The organism is Methylosoma difficile (assembly GCF_054657615.1).
The window spans coordinates 105895-131936 of record NZ_BAAHYJ010000003.1 but is presented as its reverse complement, the minus strand read 5'-3'; the positions used below and the strand labels follow the sequence as shown (position 1 = coordinate 131936).

Annotated in this window: 24 protein-coding genes and 1 CRISPR repeat array (1 of these 25 running past the window's edge); of the genes, 13 read left to right on the top strand and 11 right to left on the bottom strand. The window is 50.1% G+C overall.

The annotated features are described in order from the left end of the window. Positions 1-23 precede the first annotated feature (23 nt). The 5 genes from ACYQ1O_RS10200 to ACYQ1O_RS10180 are packed head-to-tail and all read right to left on the bottom strand — an operon-like array spanning position 24 to position 4703. Positions 24-1451, bottom strand: coding sequence for an efflux transporter outer membrane subunit (locus tag ACYQ1O_RS10200; RefSeq protein ID WP_459991577.1), 1428 nt, complete (start codon positions 1449-1451; stop codon positions 24-26). After that, positions 1448-2428, bottom strand: coding sequence for an efflux RND transporter periplasmic adaptor subunit (locus ACYQ1O_RS10195; RefSeq protein WP_459991576.1), 981 nt, complete (start codon positions 2426-2428; stop codon positions 1448-1450). The genes ACYQ1O_RS10200 and ACYQ1O_RS10195 overlap by 4 nt, the downstream gene beginning before the upstream one ends. Positions 2429-2446: 18 nt before the next feature. Then, entirely contained in the window at positions 2447-2821 is a 375-nt protein-coding gene (locus tag ACYQ1O_RS10190) for a hypothetical protein (protein ID WP_459991575.1), read from the bottom strand. 29 nt (positions 2822-2850) lie between these two features. Continuing rightward, positions 2851-3543, bottom strand: a complete 693-nt coding sequence (locus ACYQ1O_RS10185; protein WP_459991574.1) for an ABC transporter ATP-binding protein — start codon at positions 3541-3543, stop codon at positions 2851-2853. Then, on the bottom strand, positions 3543-4703 hold the full coding sequence (locus tag ACYQ1O_RS10180) for an ABC transporter permease (RefSeq protein WP_459991573.1): 1161 nt from the start codon (positions 4701-4703) through the stop codon (positions 3543-3545). Before ACYQ1O_RS10180 ends, ACYQ1O_RS10185 begins: the two co-directional genes overlap by 1 nt. Before the next feature lie 221 nt (positions 4704-4924). On the opposite strand from ACYQ1O_RS10180, the gene ACYQ1O_RS10175 reads away from it, so the two are divergent. After that, positions 4925-5401, top strand: coding sequence for a hypothetical protein (locus ACYQ1O_RS10175; RefSeq protein ID WP_459991572.1), 477 nt, complete (start codon positions 4925-4927; stop codon positions 5399-5401). A 39-nt stretch (positions 5402-5440) separates the two neighbouring features. Here the strand turns inward: ACYQ1O_RS10175 and ACYQ1O_RS10170 are convergent, their stop codons facing one another. Beyond that, positions 5441-5887, bottom strand: a complete 447-nt coding sequence (locus ACYQ1O_RS10170) for a YchJ family protein (protein ID WP_459991571.1) — start codon at positions 5885-5887, stop codon at positions 5441-5443. Positions 5888-6083: 196 nt separating this feature from the next. Here ACYQ1O_RS10170 and infA point away from each other — a divergent pair, with 196 nt between their 5' ends. After that, complete coding sequence (infA, locus tag ACYQ1O_RS10165) at positions 6084-6302, top strand: translation initiation factor IF-1 (RefSeq protein WP_023494599.1); 219 nt, start codon at positions 6084-6086, stop codon at positions 6300-6302. Positions 6303-6346: 44 nt separating this feature from the next. Here infA and clpA read toward each other — a convergent pair whose 3' ends face one another. From clpA to ACYQ1O_RS10145, 4 genes are all read right to left on the bottom strand, one after another. Continuing rightward, positions 6347-8617, bottom strand: coding sequence for an ATP-dependent Clp protease ATP-binding subunit ClpA (gene clpA / locus ACYQ1O_RS10160; protein WP_459991570.1), 2271 nt, complete (start codon positions 8615-8617; stop codon positions 6347-6349). Positions 8618-8633: 16 nt separating this feature from the next. Next, complete coding sequence (clpS, locus tag ACYQ1O_RS10155) at positions 8634-8957, bottom strand: ATP-dependent Clp protease adapter ClpS (RefSeq protein ID WP_459991569.1); 324 nt, start codon at positions 8955-8957, stop codon at positions 8634-8636. A gap of 144 nt (positions 8958-9101) precedes the next feature. Next, positions 9102-10121 (bottom strand): RNA 3'-terminal phosphate cyclase, encoded by a 1020-nt coding sequence (rtcA, locus tag ACYQ1O_RS10150; protein ID WP_459991568.1) that lies wholly within the window; start codon positions 10119-10121, stop codon positions 9102-9104. A 22-nt stretch (positions 10122-10143) separates the two neighbouring features. Next, positions 10144-11364: an RtcB family protein gene (locus ACYQ1O_RS10145; RefSeq protein WP_459991567.1), complete on the bottom strand. Its 1221-nt coding sequence runs from the start codon at positions 11362-11364 to the stop codon at positions 10144-10146. 208 nt (positions 11365-11572) lie between these two features. Here ACYQ1O_RS10145 and rtcR point away from each other — a divergent pair, with 208 nt between their 5' ends. From rtcR to mnmA, 3 genes are all read left to right on the top strand, one after another. Next, positions 11573-13171 carry an RNA repair transcriptional activator RtcR gene (rtcR, locus tag ACYQ1O_RS10140; RefSeq protein ID WP_459991566.1) on the top strand — a complete coding sequence of 533 codons (1599 nt, stop codon included), beginning with the start codon at positions 11573-11575 and terminating at the stop codon, positions 13169-13171. A 66-nt stretch (positions 13172-13237) separates the two neighbouring features. Continuing rightward, a complete protein-coding gene (locus ACYQ1O_RS10135; protein WP_459991565.1) occupies positions 13238-13699 on the top strand; it encodes an NUDIX hydrolase in 462 nt (153 codons plus the stop codon). Next, complete coding sequence (mnmA, locus tag ACYQ1O_RS10130; protein ID WP_459991564.1) at positions 13692-14783, top strand: tRNA 2-thiouridine(34) synthase MnmA; 1092 nt, start codon at positions 13692-13694, stop codon at positions 14781-14783. The genes ACYQ1O_RS10135 and mnmA overlap by 8 nt, the downstream gene beginning before the upstream one ends. A gap of 70 nt (positions 14784-14853) precedes the next feature. On the opposite strand, the gene ACYQ1O_RS10125 is transcribed toward mnmA, so the two are convergent. After that, a complete protein-coding gene (locus tag ACYQ1O_RS10125) occupies positions 14854-16206 on the bottom strand; it encodes a hypothetical protein (RefSeq protein WP_459991563.1) in 1353 nt (450 codons plus the stop codon). Between the two features lie 330 nt (positions 16207-16536). Here ACYQ1O_RS10125 and cas3 point away from each other — a divergent pair, with 330 nt between their 5' ends. The 8 genes from cas3 to cas2e all read left to right on the top strand — a co-directional run bounded on the left by cas3 (position 16537) and on the right by cas2e (position 25428). Next, positions 16537-19098: a CRISPR-associated helicase Cas3' gene (gene cas3 / locus ACYQ1O_RS10120; RefSeq protein WP_459991562.1), complete on the top strand. Its 2562-nt coding sequence runs from the start codon at positions 16537-16539 to the stop codon at positions 19096-19098. A 30-nt stretch (positions 19099-19128) separates the two neighbouring features. Then, positions 19129-20625 carry a type I-E CRISPR-associated protein Cse1/CasA gene (casA, locus tag ACYQ1O_RS10115; RefSeq protein WP_459991561.1) on the top strand — a complete coding sequence of 499 codons (1497 nt, stop codon included), beginning with the start codon at positions 19129-19131 and terminating at the stop codon, positions 20623-20625. After that, positions 20622-21272 (top strand): type I-E CRISPR-associated protein Cse2/CasB, encoded by a 651-nt coding sequence (casB, locus tag ACYQ1O_RS10110; RefSeq protein ID WP_459991560.1) that lies wholly within the window; start codon positions 20622-20624, stop codon positions 21270-21272. Before casA ends, casB begins: the two co-directional genes overlap by 4 nt. After that, the gene (cas6e, locus tag ACYQ1O_RS10105) at positions 21269-21946 is read left to right on the top strand and encodes a type I-E CRISPR-associated protein Cas6/Cse3/CasE (RefSeq protein WP_459991559.1); all 678 of its coding nucleotides are present in this window, start codon (positions 21269-21271) and stop codon (positions 21944-21946) included. The genes casB and cas6e overlap by 4 nt, the downstream gene beginning before the upstream one ends. 123 nt (positions 21947-22069) lie before the next feature. Then, positions 22070-23260 carry a type I-E CRISPR-associated protein Cas7/Cse4/CasC gene (gene cas7e, locus ACYQ1O_RS10100; protein ID WP_459991558.1) on the top strand — a complete coding sequence of 397 codons (1191 nt, stop codon included), beginning with the start codon at positions 22070-22072 and terminating at the stop codon, positions 23258-23260. 2 nt (positions 23261-23262) lie between these two features. Further along, positions 23263-23982, top strand: coding sequence for a type I-E CRISPR-associated protein Cas5/CasD (gene cas5e, locus ACYQ1O_RS10095; protein WP_459991557.1), 720 nt, complete (start codon positions 23263-23265; stop codon positions 23980-23982). Positions 23983-24194: 212 nt separating this feature from the next. Next, complete coding sequence (gene cas1e / locus ACYQ1O_RS10090; RefSeq protein WP_459991556.1) at positions 24195-25085, top strand: type I-E CRISPR-associated endonuclease Cas1e; 891 nt, start codon at positions 24195-24197, stop codon at positions 25083-25085. Beyond that, positions 25063-25428 carry a type I-E CRISPR-associated endoribonuclease Cas2e gene (gene cas2e, locus ACYQ1O_RS10085; protein ID WP_459991555.1) on the top strand — a complete coding sequence of 122 codons (366 nt, stop codon included), beginning with the start codon at positions 25063-25065 and terminating at the stop codon, positions 25426-25428. The genes cas1e and cas2e overlap by 23 nt, the downstream gene beginning before the upstream one ends. 75 nt (positions 25429-25503) lie before the next feature. Beyond that, positions 25504-26042: direct repeats of the CRISPR family, unit length 29 nt; unit sequence GTCTTCCCCACGCCCGTGGGGGTGTTTCT; it runs 1016 nt beyond the window's last position.

Sequence of the window (26042 nt, the reverse complement as noted above, 5' to 3'; positions counted from 1 at the left end):
AATTCCTTTGTTAAAAAACTTTTTCATTGCTTTCCCGCCAAATCTCCCAACCCTTGCCAGCCGCCGCCCAACGCCTTATACAAAGCCACCAGGTCAACCGCCATTTGCGCTTGGCTGCTCACAGCATCAGCTTGGCTTTGGTAGAGGTTTTGCTGGTTTTGCAAGACCTCTAAAAAATTGCTTAAGCCGGTTTGATAACGTTGTTGCGCCAGTTGCAGCGCGGTTTGTTGGGCGGTAACAGCTTGCTGTAGGGCTTGTAGGCGCTGTTGCTCTTGCTGATAGGCAACCAACGCGTCTTGAACATCCTTAAACGCCGCCAAGACGGTCGATTGATAAGTCAAATAGGCTTGTTCCGTTTGGATTTTTTTGCTGGCGATATTAGTGTTGATACGCCCCCAATTAAAAATGGGCAAGGTGACGGAGGCGGCCGTTGACCACGATTTGCCGATGGGGGTCATGTCGGAGATACGCATGTTTTGCAAGCCTAAGAACGCTGACAAATTCACTTTCGGATACAGTTCGGCAGTGGCGATGCCAATATTGGCGGTGGCGGCGGCTAGGTTGCGTTCGGCGCGGCGGATGTCGGGGCGGCGTTTTAGCAATTCCGACGGCAAATCAGGAATGACATTTTGACCCACAAACGGCGACTTACCGGTCGGCATTAAGCGGCTGTCCAATTGCCCCGGTGTTACGCCCAGCAACAGACAAAGGCCATCATTGGCTTGGCGGACGGCGGTTTCGGAAACCGGGATTTGTGCTTGCAAGGCAGCGATTTGCGCTTGACTTTGCGTGACCGCGACCTGATCGGCAAGCCCCGATTGCTGGCGCACTTGATTTAAAGCCAAGGCCGTTTGTTGGCTTGCCAATTGTTGCCGGAGAACCGCCAGCAATTGTTGATGGCGGCGCAGTTCAAAATAATGCCGCGCCACTTCGCCCAAAACCGTCACCTGTGCGGCGCGGCGGCTGTCTTGTTCGGCCTCGATGGTGGCATCAGCCACTTCCACCGCACGCCTGACGCCGCCAAAAAAATCCAACTCCCATTGCGCGTCAAAACCGCTCTGAAAAATATTGATGATCTGGCTGCCCACGCCAAAACCACCGCCGACTGCGCTACCGCTGCCGCCGGAAGTGTTGTTGAGCCGTCGGCTGGCGTTACTGTGGGCATCCAGGCTAGGCAGCGTCGAAGCAAAAACCGCTTGCCGTTGTGCGCGTAAATCTTGCACTTTCAACAAGGCTTGTTTTAAGTCGAGATTGGCAGCGATAGCATCGCGGATTAAGGCGTTGAGGATGGGGTCGTTAAAGCTCCGCCACCACGCTTCGGGCAATTTTCCGGCGGCTGGTGGGCTGCCTTGCCAGCTTGCCGGAACGGTCAAGTTGGGCTTTTGGTAATCAGGTCCGACCATGCAGGCACTTAACAGCAAAGCCATGCTGACAATGCCGCGGCGTTTCATTGTGGTTTACCGGTTTGCACAGGAATGGCTTGCTGGGCGGGCGATTCGGCTTTGGCTTCTATGAAGACGTCCATTTGCTGCCCTACGTACACCGGCAATTGCTGGCGGTCAAAGCGGTATAAGGCTTGCAAAACACGGGTGTCGACACGTTCGCTGCTATCGCCCGTCAACGATTGTTTCGGCACTACAAACGGTTCGACATACGCCAGTTGCAAATTGGCTTGGTAATTGCGGTTGCCACGCAAATAGGCAACAGCTTTGCTGTTTTTGTCGAACCGCCAAGCATCGTTTTCGTCAATATCGACGCGCACATGCAATTGCGCCAAATTGCCGAGCAACAGCAGCGGCGTGTTTAACGCGCCCGCTTGGGCAAATTCGCCGACACGGACATTAACCTGCAACACTTCGCCATCGACCGGGGCTTTTATTTGCAGGCGTTCCAGCGTGGTTTGCACATTCAGCCAATTGGCTTGGGCTTGGGCAACTTGAGCCGTTGCACTGTCCAACCTCGCCTTGGCAATCTGCGCGGCATTGCGACGTTTCAGCAGCTCTTCGCCGCTGATGGCACGGCGGTCGCTAACGGCTTCCGCCATACGGCTGAGCGATTCGCTATCGTTCAATGTCGCTTTGGCAACGCTAACTTCGGCCTGTGCTTTCGCCAAGTCCGCCGCTTTAACCGCCAATTGCGCACGGCTGTCGCGGTCATCTAAGGCAAACAAAAGCCCGCCCGCCTTAACTTGGTCGCCCACCTTAACCGCCACTTGGCTGACCACCCCCGATAAGGGCGTACCAACAGCAATGTTTTGGCTTTGTGCCTCAACGATACCGGAACCAGCAATAAACGCCTGATAAGGCGCAGACGCCGGTTCGGCTACCGCTTGGGCAATCGGCATCGGCTGGTTGCTGGTCATCACCGTATAGGCGGCGAAGGCAAAACCAGCGGCGGACAGTAGCGGTAAGATGTGTTTAATTTTCATGGCATTGGATTTATTGGATCAGGCAACTTTAATTTCAACTGTTTTGCCATCGCCGTAAATAAATTGATAACACTTGTTTTTTCCGCATAAACGCTCCGGTTGCAAGGTTCTGGCAGAGGCTTGAAGCTTTTTTGGCGTAAAAGCAGGCAAAGATAAATCCGTATCATCAACATCAAAGATCACACTACAACGCTCACCGATTTGATTGACAAAGGAATAGCTCACGACTGGCTGTAACATCGTTAGCGTGTCGGAAACGTTTTCTATCAAAAAACTTAGGCCGCCACGCAAATTGACAGGATCGTCATCAATATTATCAACACTTAAACTCGGCTTTGGCTTATAGCCAATAAAAGCCGAAATTATTTCAAAAATAATTAAAAAAATATCCACTCGCTTTTACTCCATTTAACCTTTTTCAACTACGTAACTTTAACTATTTGCCCATCATCCATTTCGGCAATCCGGTCTGCAAAGCTGAAAACCCGTGCATCATGGGTAACGATAACCAGCGCCCTATCGTGCTGCAAAGCCACGTTTTTCAGCAAGGCCATCACTTGGTTGCCGGTTTCGTGGTCGAGTGCGCTGGTCGGCTCGTCGCAGACAATCAGGCGCGGGTTATGGATCAGGGCGCGGGCAATGGCGACACGCTGTTGTTGCCCGCCCGACAATTGCGCGGGCATGGATTGGCTGCGCTTGCCAAGGCCAACTTGTTCGAGCATCTGCACCGCTTGGCGTTCCGCTTCGGCACGTTTAACGCCATTGATTAGCAGCGGAATCGAGACATTTTCTGCTGCAGTGAGTGCGGGCAGCAAATTAAAGGCTTGAAAAACAAAGCCGATGTTTTTGGCGCGAAAGCGCAGCTTGTCTTGGCTTTTCAGGTTTTTTAAATTTTCGCCAAACAGCTCGCAACTGCCTTCGTCTTGGTCAAGGATGCCAGCAATCACCGAGATCAACGTTGTTTTACCGCAACCGGAAGGGCCGACCAGCATCAGCAATTCGCCCATGGCAACATCCAAATTGATACCGTTGAGGGCGATGACTTTTTGGTCGCCGGTATCGTAGGTTTTGACCAAGTTTTTGCAGCTGACGGCAAGTGTGGATGGATTCATCATCAACCTTTAAAAACAATGGCGGGTTCAAGGCGGATGACTTTGACAATGCTAATCAAGGCGGCAAAGATGCAAATCAAACTGACACCAGCGCCGCTGAACACCAGCAATTGCCAAGGGAATTTAAACGCCAAAATGGTGTGGCGCATGGCGAAGCCAAACAATGCGGTCAGGCCGACACCCATGCCGTAACCCGTACAACCAACGACAACGGCTTGCAATAAAATCATCCGCAACAGCGTCCCGTTAGGGGTTCCCATGGCTTTTAACACGCCGAATTGGCGCAAGTTTTCGAGCGTGAAGTTGTAAAAGGTTTGTCCGGCAATGGCAGCACCGACAATAAAGCCCAACAATACCGAAATGCCGAAATTGATCGGGATGCCGGTGTTTTTCATGAAATATTGGTAGGTCAATTCCATAAATCCAGCTTGGGTGTAAGCCGCCATGCCGGTACTGTCTTGGATGCGTTTTGCCAACGCTTGCGGGTCTTGGCCTGTTTTGGCTTTGACTAAAATGAACGACAACAATTTGCGTTCGCGGGGCGCGTAGCTTTTGGCGCGGGAATAGGTGGTGTAAACAACGGGCTGGGATTGGAAGGTGCGGGTGACTTTGGCAACGCCGACGATGATAGCGCGGCGGTCGTTAAGCTCCAGGCTTTCGCCGACTTTTAAAGGGATGGGTTTGCCGCCGGGTGTCGCGGCAGGTTTGCCGAGTTTGTCGGTCAGGCCGTCGATGTCGATAATCACGCCATCGCTGCGACGTAAATCATCCAATTTGCCTTGCAGCATGATGGGCGGGCCGCCGATTAAGGTGGCGTCATCCAAGCCTATCACGTTGCAGGTCTGGAACGTGCCATCGGGCAGACGCGCCTTCAGCAAGCCTTTGTACAGCGGCATGGCCCATTGCACGCCGGCAATGCCGCGCACCCGATACAGTTCGGTTTCTTGCAGGGGCTTGATGTCATCAACAAACTGTACTTTTGAATCCATCACCCAAATATCCGCCAGCCCCACATCGGAAATAAAGCTGTAGGAACGCGCCATCAAGCCTAAAAAAATAGCCGGTTGCTGGGTCATGATGAGCGAGGCAAAGGTCAAGCCCATCACAATGCCGATATATTTGCCTTTGTCACCCATCAGCATTTTTAAGGCGATGTGGTTCATGGTGGTTTATCTCTGAAGTGGGCGGGTAAAACCCATGCGGCATTCAAACTGGCAAAATCTCCCCAATGCCTGCGCCGAATTTTTGCCGTTAATTTTTTTGGCTGTTTTTGTGTGCTTTATTGTTTGCATCTAGCCTTCTCGCTGGCACACTGTTCGATTACAATGGCCTGACAACTCAACACGATTTGACTTATCAATAATAACAACAGGGTAAAACAACCATGCGCAACATCTTAATTAATTTGACTGCGGCTGTGTTAGCCGCCAGTTCGCTGTCGGTTTTCGCACAGCCCATCGATAAAGCCAGCATTCCTGAAAACGTCATGGAAGCCTTTTATAAGCGTCACCCCAATGCGGTTGATTTGGTTGCAGAACCCAAAAACCACTACAAACAAGATTTGTATCTTTTGGAGTTTAAGGATGGCGAAGACCGTCTGATGGAATATTTCCGCACCAACGGCCGCTTTTTTGTTGCCGGTGTGGTGGTCGGCTCGCCAAAAACTTCAGACATTTTGCCGCTGAACAGTGCCGCCAGCCTGAACGCCGCCTTTGGCAAATATGAATTCAAGAAAGCCATTATGATGATTAACCCTAATGGTGTCGGTGAAGAGTTTGATTTCGTCATCACCAATGCCAGCGGCGATTGGGATGTCACCATGGACAGAAAAGGCAACATCACTTCTAAGCAACAACGCTAAATGCTTATTGGGCAGATGCGGCGAGCATCTGCCCAAACTCTAGGCCACCCCGCAACACCGTTTATATTTTTTACCGCTGCCGCAAGGACATGCGCCGTTTTTGCTTTGCAATCCAATATCCGCAACTTTGCTGATAGCGCCGCTACCGTCCACATAAAGCCATCTGCCCTTTTCCTTAACAAAGCGACTGGTTTCGCGCATGACAAAATCTTCGCCTTCTTGCTGGAAAAATGCTTTAAAACTGACGACGCCTTTGCCGTCGTTGGCGCCGCCTTTTTTCGTTTCAACAATTTCTAAGCGCAGCCATTGGGCATTTTCTTTTGAAAAATCGATGGTTTTCGGACTTTTTGTCTCATGCCAGGTATTTTGTAAATAGTCAGCATCCTGCAAGGCATAAGCACAATACCGTGAACGCATTAACGCTTCGGCGGTAACAGGCACGCCGTCGCCATGATGAAAAACGCCGCAACAGGCCAAATATGCCAAGCCCGAGCCACATAAACAGAAATTATCTTGCAAAATTACCTCGCCATAAATATTCAAACTTATCTTTAACCTAAGCCATTGTTTAACAGATTTGTGGTTAGCAACAAGACCCATTCGCTAAAAAGCCCCATACTTTTTTTGTTACCAAAAGCCTTAGTGGTATAATGGGAGTTTTTAAAACTTAAGGGTAATTGTAATGGCTAAAGAAGATCAAATTGAAATGGAAGGTAAAGTAATTGACACGCTTCCAAACACCATGTTCCGCGTACAACTGGAAAACGGTCATATTGTGACTGCCCATATTTCAGGCAAAATGCGCAAACACTATATCCGTATCCTAACCGGCGATAGCGTTAAAGTTGAAATGACTCCGTACGATTTAACCAAAGGCCGTATTTCTTTCCGTATGCGTTAAACCGATTGCTGCTTGCAATTGGCAAACGCACACGGCCTTATGGGCTAACTGTTTTCAGAAACGACCAATTCCTTGCCTTCAATGGCAAAAGCCAGCTCCTTGTCTTGCACGTAAATCCTGACATGACCACCATTAGCCAATTTGCCGAACAGCAAATCATTGGCTAGCGGTTTCTTAATTTTCTCTTGTATCAATCTTGCCATTGGCCTTGCGCCCATTTTGGGGTCGCAACCGTTTTCCGCAAGCCACAAGCGGGCATCGGTGTCCAAGGTAAGCGTGACTTGCTTGTCGGACAGCAACGCTTCCAATTCGAAAATAAACTTGTCAACCACATGCCCAACAATGGTGATGTCCAAAGGTTTGAACTGGATAATCGCATCCAAGCGGTTGCGGAATTCAGGAGAAAAGCCTTTCTCGATGACTTTCATGCTGTCACTGGCATGATCTTGCTGGGTAAAACCTATCGACGCACGACTGCCCTCTTCCGCACCGGCATTGGTGGTCATCACTAAAATGATATTGCGGAAATCGGCTTTACGACCGTTGTTGTCGGTCAGCGTGCCATGATCCATCACCTGCAACAGCAAATTGAAGACATCAGGATGGGCTTTTTCCAGCTCGTCCAACAACAGGACTGCATGGGGATGCTTATTGACCTGTTCGGTCAACAACCCGCCTTGGTCGAAACCCACATAACCAGGAGGAGCGCCTATCAAGCGCGAAACCGTATGCCGCTCCATGTATTCGGACATATCAAAGCGGATCAGCTCCACACCCAAAACCTTGGCAAGCTGGCGTGTCACTTCGGTTTTGCCCACACCTGTCGGCCCTGCAAACAAAAACGAACCAATGGTTTTTTGCGAATCGCGCAACCCGGCGCGTGACAATTTAATGGCAGAAGACAAGGCGGAGATCGCTTCGTCTTGACCAAACACCAGCATCTTGAGATTTTTTTCCAAATTAGCCAGCCTGTCGATGTCGTTTGAAGATACCGATTTTGCCGGTACACGGGCAATTTTAGAGACGATTTCTTCAATTTCCGCCACATCAATCAACTGTTTGCGTTCAGCTTCGGCAGTCATGCGCTGTTTTGCACCTGCTTCGTCAATTACATCAATGGCTTTGTCGGGCAAATGGCGGTCGGTGATGTAGCGGTCAGACAATTCAGCCGCCAATCGTAAAGCATCGGCAGAATATTTAACATCGTGATGCTCTTCAAAGCGGCTTTTTAGGCCTTTTAAAATCAAAATAGTGTCTTCAACCGATGGTTCTGGTACGTCGATTTTTTGGAAGCGGCGCGCTAAGGCATGGTCTTTTTCGAACACTCCGCGATACTCTTGGTAAGTGGTCGAACCAATGCAGCGCAATTGTCCAGAAGCTAACGCTGGTTTAATCAGGTTGGAGGCATCCATCACCCCGCCCGACGCCGAACCGGCACCAATGATGGTGTGGATTTCGTCAATAAACAAAATGGCATTGGGTTCTTTTTTAAGCTGGTTGACCAAAGCTTTCAGACGTTTTTCAAAATCGCCACGGTATTTGGTGCCCGCGACCAAAGCGCCTAAATCGAGCGAATAAATCACGCTTTTTAGCAAGACTTCAGGCACATCTTCTTCAACGATTTTTTTCGCCAAGCCTTCGGCAATCGCGGTTTTGCCGACACCTGCTTCGCCCACCAGAAGCGGGTTGTTTTTGCGGCGGCGGCAGAGGGTTTGGATAGTGCGCTCAACTTCTGCCGATCTGCCAATTAACGGGTCGATGCGACCTTGTAGGGCTTCTTCGTTCAAATTGGTGGCATATTTGTCGAGCGGGCTGCCGCCGTTTTCGGCATCGGCATTACCGGATTCGGAAGAGCGCTCGTTACCGCGTTCATTCTCTTGATCGAGCTTGGAAATGCCATGCGCCAAATAATTGACGACATCGAGGCGGGAAATGTCTTGTTTGTTCAGCAGGTAGACGGCATGGGAATCCTGCTCGCTAAACAAGGCAACGAACAAATTGGCACCGGAAACTTCTTTTTTATCAGAAGCTTGCACATGGAAAACAGCGCGTTGCAGCACCCGTTGAAAACCCAGCGTCGGTTGCGTTTCGCGCTGCACGCCGGGCGGGATGAGGGACATGGTCTCGTCGATAAACTGGGTCAGCTGACCGCGCAGCAGCTTGGTATTGCAACCACAGGCAACCATAACCGCTTCAGCAGACGCATTGTCCAACAAAGCCAGCAGCAAATGCTCCACCGTAATAAACTCATGACGCTTGTCATGGGCGTTTTTAAAGGCGGTGTTTAGCGTAACTTCAAGCTCTTTACTTAACATAGACAAACACTCCAATCTAGACTTCTTCCATCGCGCACATCAAAGGATGTTGATGTTCCCGTGAATATTCGTTGACAATAACTACTTTGGTTTCAGCAACATCTTTGGTGTAGGTACCACATACGCCGATGCCTTGGGTGTGAATTTGCAGCATAACCCGCGTCGCCAACTCTTCTGACATGCCGAAGAATTCCATCAAGATCTCAATGACAAAATCCATCGGCGTAAAGTCGTCATTCAATAATACCACCTTATACATGGGCGGCTTCTTAAGCTTAGGCTTGGCTTCTTGCACTGCCAAGCCGTCATCATGGTCGTTAAAGCGCTCTGAGTCGGACATAATCAATGAGGTAACAAACTTTTTTCTTAGCTGTAAAGATATAGGCTATAGCAGGGCAATTCAAGCCTGCCCGTTAAAAATAACTGTTGCCCGCCATAAGTAGGGATTGGAAAGAAAGCCAGAACGACTTAACAGCGGCGACCATTAACTCGGCAACAGTGTAACCAACACACCTTCATCAAGATGCCGCCTGCAAATGGTAATGGGTAAAAACCGCTCAATCACCTCGGCATTGGTGGCGGCATGTTGGCTCCATTCGGTACACGTGAACGAGCCACCACCCGCCAACGCCATTGGCAACAACAATTGGTCAGCCAGATAAACACCCACCACCGCCGAACTGGCAAGATAACGGCGGACGGCTTTGGCAAGCGTATCCGCAACCTTTTCAGCCGCCACGCCTTTTTCGCCAAATGCGCTGAACACCTCGGTGACATGTTCATAAACCAATGTCACCAGCAAAGCATTGCCCGGACCTTGCTGGCGTTCCAGCGCTTTTGGCAATAATTGCCCATCCGACCAGCCCAGCCGTTTTTTCAGCACCGCCAACTCGCGCCCGGCAATATGGAAAGGTATACCCGCAAACAAGGCTTCTGCATAATTTTCGATACGCTCGCCACGCGCTTGCAGATGCAAAGGCTGTAATACCTGCCCCGCTTTTATCTGGACACGCAACTGACCACCGCCCGCCGGATAAAATCCATAGCGCAACAAAGACAAGTCCACATTGACCCCCATGCGCTGCAACAACGGCAAAAAAGCCCGTTCCAAAAAATGGAACGGCGGCGACATCGGATTATGTGTTCCGCCCGTCAACTCCACCACACTGTCCTGATCGGCAGACAACAACGCCGGCAACAGCGTTTGCAGAACCAGCGTACAACTACCCGCCGTGCCGATGTTGAATTGGTAGCTACCGCCACGGACAACGCCCGGTGCAAACCACAACTCCAGCGAACCTATTGCATCACCCGACACCTCCGCACCACAAACTTGCGCCGCCGCTTGTACAGCCGTCAAATGCTGGCGCATTAGCCCCGGTTTTTGGCGTTTGGCGCGGATGTTGACGATATGCACGGCTTGCCCGGTACACATCGACAAACTCAAGGCGGTACGCAAAATTTGCCCACCGCCTTCACCCTGAGAACCATCTAGCTCTATCATTGTGGAACTCCCATTTAACCGGCTACCCCTTCACACACACGACTTGCTTCAAGGTGTGAACAATCTCCACCAAATCCGCCTGCGCCCGCATCACCGCATCAATGTCTTTGTAAGCCATCGGGATTTCGTCGATAACATCGGCATCTTTCCGGCATTCCACCCCTTCAGTGGCGGCAATCTGGTCGGCGATAGTAAATTGGCGCTTGGCAGCCGTGCGCGACATAGTCCGCCCAGCGCCGTGGCTGCACGAACAAAACGCTTCCGGCTCGCCTTTACCGCGCACAATGAACGAATGCGCACCCATCGACCCCGGAATAATCCCCATTTGCCCAGGCCAAGCCGCCACCGCACCTTTGCGCGTCACCAGCACATTTTTGCCAAAATGGTTTTCCTTTTGCACATAGTTGTGGTGACAATTGACCGCCTCGACATCGGCACTAAAGGGTTTCGGGCAGATTGCCTGAATGGCCTTGACGACATTCACCATCATCAGCTCACGGTTTAAACGGGCAAAATCCTGCGCCCAAGCCACTGCCGAGACATAATCGCCGAAATGTTCCGTACCTTCCGGAAAATACGCCAAATCCTTATCGGGCAGACGAATGTAAAACCGCTCCATATCCTTTTTTGCCAGCTCGATAAAGTACGAACCAATAGCATTACCCACCCCGCGCGAACCGGAATGCAGCATAAACCACACGGCATTGCTTTCGTCCAAACACACCTCGACAAAATGGTTGCCTGTGCCTAAGGTTCCTAAGTGTTTATGGTTGTTGGTGTTTTTAAAACGCGGGTGCTTGTCGGTCAAGACTTGGAAACGCGGATACAATTCTGCCCACGCCTTATCAACCAGCTCCGGCGGGTTTTCCCACGAACCTTTGTCACGACCCCGAAAAGTCAAGCCATGCGGCACCGCCTTTTCAATCGCCGACCGCCAAGCGAACAGATTATCGGGCAAATCAGCCGCCGTCAGCGTGGTCTTCGCGGCAATCATGCCGCAACCAATATCCACACCCACCGCAGCTGGAATAATCGCGCCCAGTGTCGGGATGACGCTACCAATCGTCGAGCCTTTACCTAAATGCACATCCGGCATCACGGCAATGTGCTTGTAGATAAACGGCAGCTGCGCAATGTTCTGCAATTGTTTTTTGGCGTCATCTTCGACCGGTACGCCGTGTGTCCACATCTTGATGGGTTTGCCGTTATCGGCCTGCATCACTTGGTAATTTTCGGGTTGCATGTTGTCCTCCATTAAATTGATTGGCGATGCAAGCATCGCCTACCCTACCGTTGCTATAACCATGCCAGTTTTTTAAAGCGCCAAAATAAAAGATTATCTTATTGAATTAAAGTGACTTATTACTTTTTAAAAATCCAATTTAACGCAGCATGACGATAACGCGCTAAAATAATCTAGCTATATTTATCAGCTTTTATCTATTTTTATAATGAAAAAATCGGTCATTATCGGCTTCTTAGGCACGCAACTGGATTCCGGCTGGCATGATTCGCGCTGGGATCGCTGGCGGCCTACCGTGGACATCACCCGTCACGACGACCTCTTGGTGTCGCGCTTGGTGCTGCTTTACGACAGCCGCAACCAACGCTTGCTGGCACAAGTTTTGGCGGACATTGCCGCCGTTTCGCCGGAAACCCGCGTGGAACCGGTCTTGCTGGATCTGCAAGACCCGTGGGATTTTGGCGAAATGTACGCCGCCCTGTTCGATTTTGCCCAAGGCTTTCCTTTCGATACCGAACACGAAGACTACTGGGTACACATCACCACCGGCACGCATGTCGCGCAAATTTGCTGGTTTTTGATGGTAGAGGCACGCTACATACCCGGCGTATTGCTGCAAACTTCGCCACCACGCCGGCAAAAATCTGGAGACCCCGGCAGTTACACGCTGATTGATTTGGATTTGGGCCGTTACGATGCCATCGCGCAACGTTTTGCCCGCGCCCACGACGATGCCATCGCCCTGCTTAAGTCGGGCATTGCCACGCGCAATTTGGCCTTTAACCAACTCATCAATGAAGTTGAACGCGTTGCCGTGCGCTCGAAAGCGCCGATGCTGTTCATGGGGCCGACCGGTGCGGGCAAATCGTTTTTAGCCCGACGCGTCTATGCGCTAAAAAAAGCCCGCCATCAAATCAGCGGCGCATTTGTGGAAATCAACTGCGCGACCTTACGTGGCGATGGTGCGGCCTCAAGCCTGTTTGGTCATGTCAAAGGCGCATTTACCGGCGCCTTGCAAGATCGGGCAGGCTTGTTGAAAAGCGCGCATCAAGGCTTGCTGTTCCTCGATGAAATCGGCGAATTAGGTTTGGACGAACAAGCCATGCTATTGAAAGCCATTGAAGAGAAAACCTTCTATCCCGTGGGCAGCGATAAGGAAAGCGGCAGCGACTTCCAGCTGATTGCCGGCACTAACCGCGATTTACGCGGCGAAGTGCGCAACGGGCGTTTCCGCGAAGACTTGTTTGCGCGCATCAACCTATGGACTTATCAACTGCCCGGCCTGGCGGATCGGCAAGAAGACATCGAGCCGAACCTTGACTACCTGCTCGCCCAACAAGCCGCCGAGCTCGGTCACCACTTGCGCTTCAGCAAAGAAGCACGACAACTTTACCTTAATTTTGCCACTTCGCCTGCCGCACGCTGGCAAGGCAATTTCCGCGACTTAAGCGCGTCAATCATGCGCATGGCAACCTTAGCCGAAGGCGGGCGGATTGCCAGTGTGCAGGTGTACGAGGAAATCCGTCGTTTAGAACAACTTTGGCAATCCGACAGCACCCCACCGACCACAGCACTAAACGCCTTGTTAAGCACAGAACAATGGGAAGGGCTTGATTTGTTCGACTGCCTGCAATTGGAAGCTGTCATCGCTATCTGCCAATCGAGCAATAGCCTTTCGGAAGCGGGGCGGACATTATTTTCCGTCTCGCGCCAGCAACGCAGCAGCGCCAACGACGCCGACCGGCTGCGCAAATACCTGGCTAAGTTCGGTTTGGCGTGGCCAGCAATAAAAGCCGGCAACGGCTGAATCTTTGCCAGCATAAAGCGGCTAAATCCAGTAAAATAATAGCTTTTTTACAGCGGAAAATTACTGATGGTTTGGAAACCCCATGTCACTGTTGCAGCGGTTATCGAACACGAGCAACGTTTTTTAATGGTTGAAGAACACACGCCACGCGGCTTGCAATTTAACCAACCGGCGGGGCACTTGGAAGAAAATGAAGATTTGCTGACTGCCGCCAAGCGTGAAGTGCTTGAAGAAACGGCTTGGCAGTTCGAGCCTGAACATATCGTCGCCATTCAGCTTTGGCGTAGAAGCCCGCAAGAAACCACTTTTATGCGCGTGTGCTTTTCCGGTACTTGCCATAGCCATAATCCGCTGCAAAACTTGGACGAAGGCATTGTCGGCACCCACTGGCTAAGCCGTGACGAAATTGCCGCCCAACCCCAACGGTTGCGCAGCCCGCTGGTGTTGTTCTGCGTCGACGAATACCTGCGCGGACAACGTTTTCCACTGTCTTTATTACACGCTTATCTCGATCTGGATCATGAGTAAAAACATCATCGTCGGCATGTCCGGTGGAGTCGATTCTTCCGTCACCGCCCTGCTGCTATTGGAACAAGGCCATAACGTCAGCGGCTTGTTCATGAAAAACTGGGAAGAAGACGACGGCACCGAATACTGCACCGCCATGCAAGACTTGGCGGACGCGCAACAAGTCTGCGACCAACTGGACATCCCACTAAAAACCGTCAACTTCGCCGCCGAATATTGGGACGAAGTCTTTGAAGTCTTCCTCTCAGAATTCGCCGCCGGACGCACGCCCAACCCCGACATTCTTTGCAACAAACACGTTAAATTTAAAGCGTTTTTGAATTACGCCATAGAAGATTTGGGCGCAGACCATATCGCCACCGGACATTACGCCCGTGTCGCCGAGCGCGATGGCACGTTTGAATTGCTCAAAGGCTTAGACCCGAACAAAGAACAAAGCTATTTCCTTTACGCCATGGGACAAAAAGCTTTATCTAAAACCTTGTTTCCCATTGGGCATTTGCACAAACCAGAAATTCGCGCACTTGCCAAAAAAGCGGGCTTCGATAACCACAAGAAAAAAGACAGCACCGGCATCTGCTTCATCGGCGAACGCAAATTTAAAGAATTCCTACAACGCTACCTGCCCACCCAACCGGGCGAAATGCGTACCCCCGAAGACCAATACATCGGCAAACATCACGGACTGATGTACTACACCTTTGGACAACGCCAAGGCTTAGGTATCGGCGGTGTTAAAGACGCACCGGATGAGCCGTGGTATGTCTTAGAAAAAGACTTAGAAAACAACGTACTCATCGTCGGACAAGGCCACGACCATCCGCTGATGCTGCACAACAGCCTAGAAGCAGGGCAACTGGATTGGTGCAACGGCAAAACATTGCTAGAACCCCTACGCTGCGCCGCCAAAACCCGCTACCGCCAACCCGACCAAGCCTGTTATCTTGAACCGTTACCAGACGGACGCTGTAAAGTGACATTTGAAGAACCGCAACGCGCAATTACGCCAGGGCAATCGGTGGTGTTTTATGACGGCGAGGTTTGTTTGGGCGGGGGGATTATTGAATCTAAAGCGAATGGATAAAACCACTTCCTTAAAAAGCAAAGGCGGGCAAAAATGCCCGCCAAGTTCAAGGATGTACAAACATCAAAGCTTAGAAACTGTAGCCAAGGCCAATTTCATAACCTTGAAATCTGTTTGTATCCTCAAGGCTAAACACATATTTCGCACTGAGCGAAAACGAATCCGCCATCCCAAACGTTGCCCGATCCAACCAATGGATGGAATCAATCGAACTAAACTCGACACCGACCTCGTTGTATTGGCGTACGAACACTTTTGACCCTAAGAACTCGGTATCGGTCAGAATGGCTGTGGCTTTGACGCTATGGTCAAACACTTTAAACGGCAATACTTTGCTAGGAAAAATACCGTTCTTGAACACATAGTTATTAATATTAGGATCAGAACTGGCTACGCCTTGGATGCTCAATGGCAAAGTTTTGAAATAGCCGAACATATTCACCAATCCCGTGGTGACTTCGCCCGTTTTCAATTGGTAGTTGCTGGCGATGGACGATGAAAAAATCTGCCCCAAGGTTGCCAAATCTTGCGAACCTATTGCGCCATAGCTGACAGTTGGGATCAAACTCCAATTATCGGTGACAGGATGTTGATAACCCAAACCCAAACTACCTTGGAAGGAAGCCGATTGGTTAACAGTGATGTAGTTGAACTGGGCATTAACCAACAATTTTTTACGTGGATCCTCTGAATCAATATTAAACGCCTTGCTGATCGGCACATTGAATACCGACACATCCAAAGCCGCGTTATTGCCCGATTTTTGGGTATAGTTACCGCCTCCCAAGCCAAAGACAACCGGATTGCCCGATGAAGAACCCGCTGCCGCCGAACTACCGCTGGCACTACTGGAAGATGAACTGCCCGATGAACTGCCTGATGTGCTTCCCGATGAAGTTGACGTACCTGTTGAACCAGAGCCTACATTAACCGCATTATTGAACGTGGACGTCACGAGCTGGCCTTGCAAACTGGTCGGGTTACCTGCGATTTGTGAGTTGGGTGTACTAGCCACTTGGTATTCCAAAATTTTGGAATAAACCCCGTCGGTATCGTTACGCAAATAGTTTTCCAAAGCCTTGGTGCTTTCGCCTCGGCTTGCGCCGTCAAAGGGCTGGGAAACACCAATACTAGGAATGTCTAGCAAAAGCTTGTTGCTGCCTGCGTCTAAAGTGACGTTAACCGGCACGCCTTGATAAGTCGTCACCGCTTGGACTTTCCAAGTCGAATCATAGCCAGGAAACGCTTGGGTAAAGCCTTTGTTGGTCAACTGGTCAAAAAAGTTTTCGGCCTGATCGAACTCAAAAGCCTTCGTTTGCGCGACGCCAGCAGGATCTGTTGCAGTGATATTAGCAGTGAAGACACCTGCTGATGCCGCACAAGGCAGCAATAAAGCAAAAATCGTTGCAGTAAGTTTTTTCATATTGATAACACTTTATGTAAGTTAAAAATGACAAAGGGGCATGACAAAAAACCACCCAAATCTCCAACAGAGTCTTGTTATTCGCCAATAACTGAGCAATTTACAACCCTTATTTATTCTGGTTTCAGGACTAAAAGTAGTTGAGTTTTTACCAACAAACAAAATGTACCCACAAAAAACGTGAGCAATCTCTCATTTTTAAATTAAATAACCAGAAATATCGGAACTAATAAACAGTAGCTAAAAAGCACAAATAAACTATCCACTGATTGTGCGCTACCCTTTAAGCACAAGAAATTGCCAAACTTATTACATAGCCAATAAGCAATCATGTTCAAACCTAAAAACCCGCAGCAAGCACCTCAACGCCCCACATCCGCCCTGCCCCTTGACGAGTGCTTAGCCAAGTCCTACGGACAAAAACAACCCGGCAGAAAAATCTTGAACCACTGCCATATTGTTGGCGAGGTGGCAAAAGCATTGCTTTATAGAATGCCTAACTGGTTAATATTAGAGCTTTTTCCGTCTGGTTCGGAGCTGATCGCCGCTTGCCATGATCTTGGCAAAGTCAGCCCCACGTTCCAAGAAAAAATTTACCGTGGCACCGAGCATTATCAAAATAATTCAAAGCCAGAATTATCGAATGCCAATCCTGAAATTGAAAAATTATGGGGAGGCCATGCGGGGGTCAGCCAAGCGACTGCCCAAGCATTAAACGCAGGGCGGTATATTCCCGAAATTTTGGGCCAGCACCACGGCTATTCACCCGATTTAGGCATACGGAAAGCCGATTATGACGAGTTTGGCGGCAAAGCCTGGCAAGAGCGGCGCAGTGAATTGCTGGCTGGGCTTAAACACCTGCTTAATTGCGACTTCCCCATTGTCAGCAGCGAACTGCAAGCCAAAGCCTTGGCGGGTTTGACGACCGTTTCCGACTGGATTGGCTCAGGTTCATTATTTGATGACCCCAGCCACGACTGGCAGCCTAACATCGACAAAGCCCTAGATAATGCCGGTTTTGTACAACCTAGCTTAAAACCTGATTTAAGTTTTTTTGACCTGTTCGGATTTGAGCCACGTGCCATCCAGCAACAACTGATAAGCAGCACTAAAACCCCCGGCGTTTATGTGTTGGAAGCACCGATGGGCATAGGCAAAACCGAAGCCGCCCTTTATGCCGCTTACCAATTGATGGTAAGCCAACAAGCCACAGGGCTTTACTTCGCATTACCCACGCAACTGACTTCCGACAAAATCCACGAACGGGTCACGCAGTTTTTAACAAAAATCCTCACCGCCGACAGCCCGCATCAAAAAGCCCTATTGCTGCACGGAAATGCCTGGCTAAAACAAACCGAACTGGGCGTGGAAGGCAACCCCAACGGCTCATGGTTTGAAAGCGGCAAACGCGGCATTCTTGCGCCCTTTGCGGTGGGTACCATCGACCAAGCCTTAATGGCGGTAATGAATGTCAAACACGGCTTTGTCCGCGCTTTTGGTTTGGCGGGCAAAGTGGTGATTTTGGATGAAGTGCACAGTTATGACGCTTACACAGGAACGCTGCTGGATGAACTGGTCACGGCTTTGCAAAGTTTGCAATGCACCGTGATTATTTTGAGCGCCACCCTGACCCAAGCGCGGCGCAGCGCCTTATTGGGGCAGGCGGTAAGCGCTAACGCCTATCCGTTAATTTCTGCCCGCGCCAAACAGGGCGAATTGCTTGAGCTTCCGGTTTCCAGACCGTCCAGCCGCCAAGTTGCCATCCATTGTTGCCAAGCGGATGAATTGGCTTTCGAAGCCGCGTTAAGCCGCGCCGAACAAGGCCAGCAAATTTTGTGGATTGAAAACACGGTGGCTGAAGCGCAAGAAGTTTATCGGCGCTTGTCTGCACTGGACATGCCGATTGAATGCGGCCTGTTGCACTCGCGGTTTTTAAAAACCGACCGTGCCGACAAAGAAAAAAAATGGGTCTATTTATACGGCAAGGGCGAGAAAAATCATCAAGCCCGCCAAACCCAAGGCCGTATTTTGGTCGGCACGCAACTATTGGAACAATCGCTCGACATTGATGCCGACTTTCTCATCAGCCGCTTCGCCCCCACCGATATGCTGTTGCAACGCCTGGGGCGCTTATGGCGGCATCACGACACCCCGCGCCCTGAATCGGCACAATGTGAAGCGTGGTTGCTAACACCAGAATTCAATGCCGCCGTTGCCGATGCCAAAACTCAATTTGGCAAAACGGCACACGTCTACAGCCCTTACGTGCTGTGCCGTAGCTTGGAAGTCTGGCAAGCACAGACCAGCATTACACTGCCCGACGACATTCGCCGTCTGATTGAAGCCACGTATGCCGAACGGCAAGAACAAGGCCCGATGCGGGCTTATCTAGCCGAGCTGGAAAAAGTCCGCGACAAATTAAAACAACTCGCCTTAGTCGGCTTATCCAAAGCAGGCAAAACCTTATCGGAAAATAAAGCCAGCACCCGCTACAGCGACCAAGACAGCGTACAAGTGCTATTGTTGAAAAATTACCGCCACACCGCCGACAAATCAGCAACAGAAATTACCTTATTGGATGGCGAAAAACACTGGCTGCCGCGCAACCTTAAAATCTATGACAAACCGAAATGGCGTGAATTGGCGGCGACCTTGCTGCAAAACACCGTGCAAGTTGCCGAATACCTGGCCCCCCTACCTACGAATAAAGATAATTTGAAGTGGTTGGAAGACTATATCTATCTTGGCAAGCAAGATAATGGCGAAAGTTTGTTGCGGATTGCCTTAGTGGATGAAGCCGACCACCTTAAAAGCTTATCCGGTGGGCAGGCTTTGCCAAATTACCAACTGACTTACAACCTTGATTTTGGCTATCATGCAGAAAAAACCTAACCAATTAACCCATTCACAACGAGAAAATAAATGACAGAATCCCGCTTTTCTTTAATTAATGAACCCTGGATACCCATTGCCGACATCGGACGGGCCAGCCTAAAACAGCTCTTTACCAACCCAAGTTACCGCGCTTTGGGCGGCAATCCCGTGCAAAAAATTGCCCTGACCAAATTGCTGCTTGCCATTGCCCAAGCCGCTTACACGCCGGAAGATGAAGAAGACTGGGCGGCCTTAGGCGCGGCGGGCATGGCGGAAAAATGCATGGCTTACTTAGAGCAATGGCGAGATCGTTTTGATTTGTATGGCGACCAGCCGTTTTTGCAAATGCCTGCCATAAAAGCCGCTAGTGTCCAATCGTATGGCGCGGTATTTGCCGAAGTGTCCACGGGCAACACCACTGTCCTGACCCAATCGCAAATGGAAAAACCCTTAACCGATGCCGAAAAAGCCATGCTGATCGTGGTATTGATGGGCTTTGGCTTGGGCGGCAAAAAAACCGACAACAGCGTCGTTTTATCCGCAGGCTACCCAAGAAAAACCAACGACAAAGGCAAACCCGCCACCGGCAAACCGGGAAGTTCGCTGGGCTTTATGGGATTGATGCACAATTTTTTGCTCGGCGACAACCTGTGGCAAACCTTATGGCTCAACCTGTTTAGCCTAGATCAAATTAAAAGCCTGCCGTATGCCAACGGCTTAGGGATTGCCCCTTGGCAAAACATGCCCGAAGGCGAAAGCTGCGAAGCCGCGAAAAACTTGCAGAATAGCCTAATGGGGCGGTTATTGCCGCTATCGCGCTTTTGTTTGCTGGGCGAAACAGGCTTGCACTATTCCGAAGGCATCACCCATTTGGGTTATAAGGAAGGCTTGGTTGACCCCAGCGTATCAGCGGATTTTTCCGGCAAAGACCCGAAAGCCCTTTGGGTTGATCCTGAACGCAGGCCTTGGCGGTTTTTAACCGCACTATTAAGTTTCTTAAACAAGCAAAATTATGACTGTTACCAGTTACGCCTAGGATTGGGCCGCGCCAACCGGCACGCCGACACCTTCGGCATTTGGTCGGGCGGCCTACGGGTCAGCAGCAATGCCGGCGAACAATACGTATCGGGCAGTGACGATTTCGTCGAATCGGTACTGATGTTGCCGCAAACGGTATTGGGCGAATTATGGTTCAGCCATTTGCAGACAGAAATGACAGAGCTGGAACAGCTTTCCAAAATTATCTACAGCGCCACCCTCAACTATTTCAAAAGCCAAAATGCCGACGGCAAAAAGCAAGCGGCGCTGGCTGGCAATTTATATTGGCAGCTATGCGAGCGGGAATTCCAAACCTTGGTGAATGCTTGTGTTGACTTCAACCAAGCCCAAGCCCTGCGTAAAACCTTCGCGCAGTTTGCCCAAACCGCCTATGACAGCGTCTGCCCCCATGACACGGCACGGCAATTGACGGCCTGGGCGCAGAACATGCCCAATTTTGGCAAATATTTAAAAGATACAAACCAACCCGAGCAGGCCACAGCATGAAAGCAGAATTGCAAAAAATAGGTGATGCCGATGCCGTTATTCTTCCAAAAGAATTTTTAGCGGCACTAGGCGCAACAAACGAAATCAATCTACGGTTAGAAAATCGACGCATCGTCATTGAAGCCGCAGAAACAAAACGCCATTGGCTAGATGAACACGAGTTTGTGGAACACGTTTTAAAATTTCGCAAAGACGATAATAAAGCAGCAATGGCGGCACTGAAATGTGCCGACAATCCGGTAAAAGCTGACAGAAGCTGGGAATATTTAGCGCGGTTTATTTACAACGGATATGAGCCGCAACTTAGCTTTACTATTGCCGCTGCCATCATCAAAGCCGAAATAAAAACAGATGGCTATGTCGGTATCGGCAAAGCACTTGCATTGCGTTATGAAGACGATGGCGGCAAAGACAGCAGCCAAGCTAAAGCCAAATTACGCCGTCTCTTGGCCTGTGATTCTATTGAAGAGCTTTGCAACGTATTGCGCCCATTATTAAGCCTGATTAACTCCAAAGGCTCAATATCACTGGATTATGCAAAATTGTTAAAACAGTTGCGTAAATTCAATACCGACAACCAATCCATTAAAACGGCATGGGCTAAAGATTTTTACCGTTACCAAGCCACCGACGAGGCCAACGCATGATGATTGCCAGCGCCTTGCACCTGACCCGCGCCGACCTGAAAGCCCTGAAAGTCACCGATGCTTATTCCTTGCATCGTGTGGTTTATGATTTGTTTGATGATGTGCGTAGCATGGAAGAAAAACAAACCAGTGTTCCCAGCGGGATTCTATACGCCGACAAAGGCGGTGATTTTAACGGAAGAAAAATTTTGATGCTCTCCAACCGCCAACCAAAAATTCCAGAACATGGCGAATTGAACATGAAAAAAATCACCGATAGTTTTTTAGATTACAAAAACTATCGTTTTGAAGTGGTAGTTAATCCAACTAAATACGATGGCATACCTCGCAAGCATCCTTTAAAAGAAGGTAAAACAATAAAAGGCAAAACAATTCCTTTGAAAACTAGAGAAGAAATTGCCGCTTGGTTTATTGAAAAATCAGCTAGAAAAGCGGTTAAAGAAGGTGATTTTAACGGCTGGGGTTTTGAAGTCAGCCGTGAACATTTGGAAGTGCGCGATATTGAAGTTAAGCGTTTTATAGCGAAAGATGCGCGTGAAATTACCTTAGCGTGTGCCAAAATCGTGGGTATTTTAACCGTGACGGATAAAGCGCAATTTATTAAAAGTTTTCAAGAAGGAATTGGACGCGGTAGGGCGTTTGGCTGTGGTCTTTTGCAGATTATCCCTCTTTAAATCTTTATTTTTCCCACGACTGTGGGAGTGTTTCTTCCGCAACTTATTACCGTTACATAAGCTTAATTTTTCCCCACGCCCGTGGGGGGTGTTCTTACTTTAAATTTAATTCACGGATAAATTATGACAAACCCATTCAAAGGCAAAATTATTGAATTCCACATTTTGCAATCTTTCCCCGTCACTTGCTTGAACCGCGATGATGTTGGCAGCCCCAAATCCGCCGTGGTCGGCGGCACAACCCGCGCCCGCGTCAGCTCGCAATGTTGGAAACGGCAAGTGCGTTTGGCAATGAATGCAATGGGGGTTTCTCATGGTATTCGAACCCGTTCAGTTGCTGAACTAATCGCTATTGCCTGCAAAAAATTAACCGCAACCGATGAACAAGCTGAATTATGTGGTCAAAAAATTGACCAGATATTTGTTGGCGACAAAAAAGCCAAGGCAAACGAAAAAACAGCCAAAAAAGGCAAAAATACCGATGAAACATCAGAAGCCGAAGTAGGGGAAGCGACGGCGGATAAAGGTAATGAAACATTAATTTTTATCAGTCCAACAGAAGTTGAGATCATTGCCCAAGCCTTTTCAGAAGCTGGGTTTAACCCTGAACTTGTTATCAAACAGAAAGATACCAAAAAACAGGCAAAAGAATTAGAAGACTTACTGGGTAAAGCCTTAATTGGTGACAACAAAGAACGGAAAAGTATTAATGCCGTTGATATTGCTTTATTTGGTCGCATGGTTGCCAAAGCACCCACCATGAACATTGAAGCCGCTTCATCATTTGGTCACGCAATTTCCACGCACAAAGTGAGCAGCGAAATTGAGTTTTTTACCGCCGTAGCCGATCCAATTTCTGAGGATGAGGAACCAATTCAGGGTTCCGCGCACATGGGCAGCCTTGAATTTTCCTCAGCCACCTATTACCGCTACATCAGCCTAAACCTAGGCCAGCTTTACCAATCGCTAGCTGGGCAAAGCCTGCCCGAAGCCGTCGAAGCCTTCACCAAAGCCTTGTTTATCGCCGTACCCAACGCGCGGCAAACCACCATGTCGGGCGGTTCAGCGTGGGAATTTGCCAAAGTGATGGTCCGTAAAGGCCAACGCCTGCAAGTACCGTTTGAAACCGCTGTAAAAGCGAAAGACGGCGGCTATTTGCAACCCAGCATTGAAACCTTAAGCGACTATCTGGCAAAAAAAGAAAAACTCTATGGCTCGTTATTTGGCAAACACGCCGAATACACCTTTGGCGAAGACGAGGCTTTCAGCATTGACGATTTGGCAGCCGCCTTAAAAAGCCACGTCGAGGCTTAAACATGTCAACCCGATATTTACTGCTGTGGCTACAAGCCCCGCTGCAAGCCTGGGGGCATGATTCCAAATTCGGGCGGCGCGACACCCTCAATTTCCCGACCAAATCCGGTATTTTAGGACTGGTGTGTTGTGCCTTGGGCGCGGGCGGCGAACAAACCGAGCTGTTGGCAGAATTCGCCCCGCTAAAACAGACCGTTTTGTCATTTGCCAGAAACCGCAACCCAAACGGCAAACCGGAAAAAACAGCCCGCGAACCCTTGCTGCGCGATTTCCACATGGTCGGCAGTGGCTATGACGACAGCGACCCGTGGCAAACCCTGCTCATCCCCAAAACAGCCGACGGCAAAAAAGCCGTCGGTGGCGGTACCAAAATGACCTACCGCTATTACCTGCAAGATGCCTATTTTGCCGTCGTTTTGGAAGTGCCGGACGACCAGGCGGAAGCGCTTGCCCAAGCCCTGCAACAACCGGTGTGGGATTTATGTCTGGGGCGGAAAACCTGCGTGCCGACCGACGTCATTTATCGCGGCACGTTTAACGATGAAGCCGAAGCGGAAACACACGCCCTCAGCATTGCCAAAGAAAAAAACCTGCTGCTGGATTTTCAGGTACGGGAAGGCGAGCAGGACGGTGACGAAGTGCTGACCTTAACCGACGTGCCGTTGCAATTTGGCGAACGCAAAGTTTATCGGGACCGCCGCGTAACCGTCGTCAAGGCATAACTAAGCGCGGGTTAAGTCCGCAGACAAGTTCAGCACGCACGGCAACAAAAAGCCTCCGTTCGTGCTGAGCCTCGTCGAAGCCTGTCATGAGCTTGACGAATGACATGGACGGAAGCGACTTATTCACCGCTTCTTTAGGGCAAACACTCTTTAACAAACTGGTTTTTCGCCGCCCGTGGGCGTGTTTTCAGACAACAACAATTGGAAAGGTCATGGCAGAAGAAAATAGCAACACCACAAGGCTTATCGTCAAAGTCACCCGCGACACCCTGCCGCAAATAAAAGACAAATACCCTTTTATTTACCTAGAACGCGGACGCTTGGAAATTGACGACAGCTCGGTGAAATGGATAGACAGCGAACGCAATGTGGTACGCCTACCCATAGCCACCATCAACTGCCTGCTGCTAGGGCCAGGCACCAGCGTCACCCACGAAGCGGTCAAAGTCATGGGCGCGGCGAATTGCAGCGTGTGCTGGGTAGGCGAAGACAGCCTCTTGTTTTACGCCGCCGGCATATCGCCCACCAGCAACACCCGCAACCTGAAAAAGCAAATGCAAATCGCCTGTGATGACAAAAAAGCACTGGAAGTGGCGCGGCGCATGTATGCCAAACGCTTCCCCAAAGCCGAATTGGCAGGCAAAACCCTGAAAGAAATGATGGGCATGGAAGGCTACCGTGTCCGCGAGCTGTACGAACAAAAAGCCCAGCACTACAAAGTGGGCTGGAAAGGCCGCAGCTACCAGCCGGGCAAATTTGAAATGGGCGACATCACCAACCAGATACTCACCTCCACCAATGCCGCCTTGTACGGCATATTAACCTCGGCAGTCCACGCGCTGGGCTATTCGCCCCACATAGGCTTCATTCACTCAGGCAGCCCGCTGCCGTTCATTTACGACTTAGCGGACTTGTACAAAGAAACCTTATGTATCGACTTGGCGTTTGCCTTAACCTTGGAAATGGGCGGACGCTACAACAAGTACAAAGTGGCCAATGCCTTTAAAGGCAGAGTCATTGACATGGACTTGTTAACCCTCATCGCCAAAGACATTGAAGACATCTTAGGAGTAAAAAGCCATGCTAGTCGTGATAGCGAATGATTTGCCGCCAGCAGTAAGGGGCAGGATGAAACTGTGGTTTGTTGAACCGCGCCCCAATATCTTTGTATCGGGCGTGAAAGATGCCGTTGCCAAAAAAGTGGTCGAATACCTTTACCAACATTGCCCGCCCGACAGCGGCGTGATGATTTTTCGGCGCACCAACCAAACGCCAGGCTATGAAATTCAGGGGATTGGCGACACGCGGCGCAGCATGATAGAAATATCGGGGCTGCAACTGGTGCTGGAAAAAGATGATATATACTTTGCCGGCAAAGCCGAAACCGCCCCACCGGAAACCCAAACGGAAGCCCCCACCCCCGCCCATGAAAAACCGCCATTTTGATCCGCGATTGTTAAGCGCCCCTGTCCATCACAGCATATCTTGTGATTAAATAAACTTTCACCACAAAATGTTGGTGTCTTCCCCACGCCCGTGGGGGTGTTTCTATTACTGGCGGCTCTACACCTTTGGGCAACCTGTCTTCCCCACGCCCGTGGGGGTGTTTCTGTTAGGAAGCTCGGCGCGAAGATTAGTGACAAGTCTTCCCCACGCCCGTGGGGGTGTTTCTCGCCACGGTTTTTCGAAGGGTTTCACAGAGCAGTCTTCCCCACGCCCGTGGGGGTGTTTCCTCAGTACCGACACACTTGGATGCTACTCCAAAGTCTTCCCCACGCCCGTGGGGGTGTTTCTGGTTGGATCGGACATGCTATCGCCAGTGGCGCGGTCTTCCCCACGCCCGTGGGGGTGTTTCTGTAATTAAAACCTTTTTTTGTTTTTCCGATTTGTCTTCCCCACGCCCGTGGGGGTGTTTCTCTAACCGAAGCGACAAGCTCTGTTTTAACCATGTCTTCCCCACGCCCGTGGGGGTGTTTCCAGTTGGGCGATTTAATGCCGCGCTTGATGAGGGTCTTCCCCACGCCCGTGGGGGTGTTTCTATAGCCGTTGCGGACGACCCT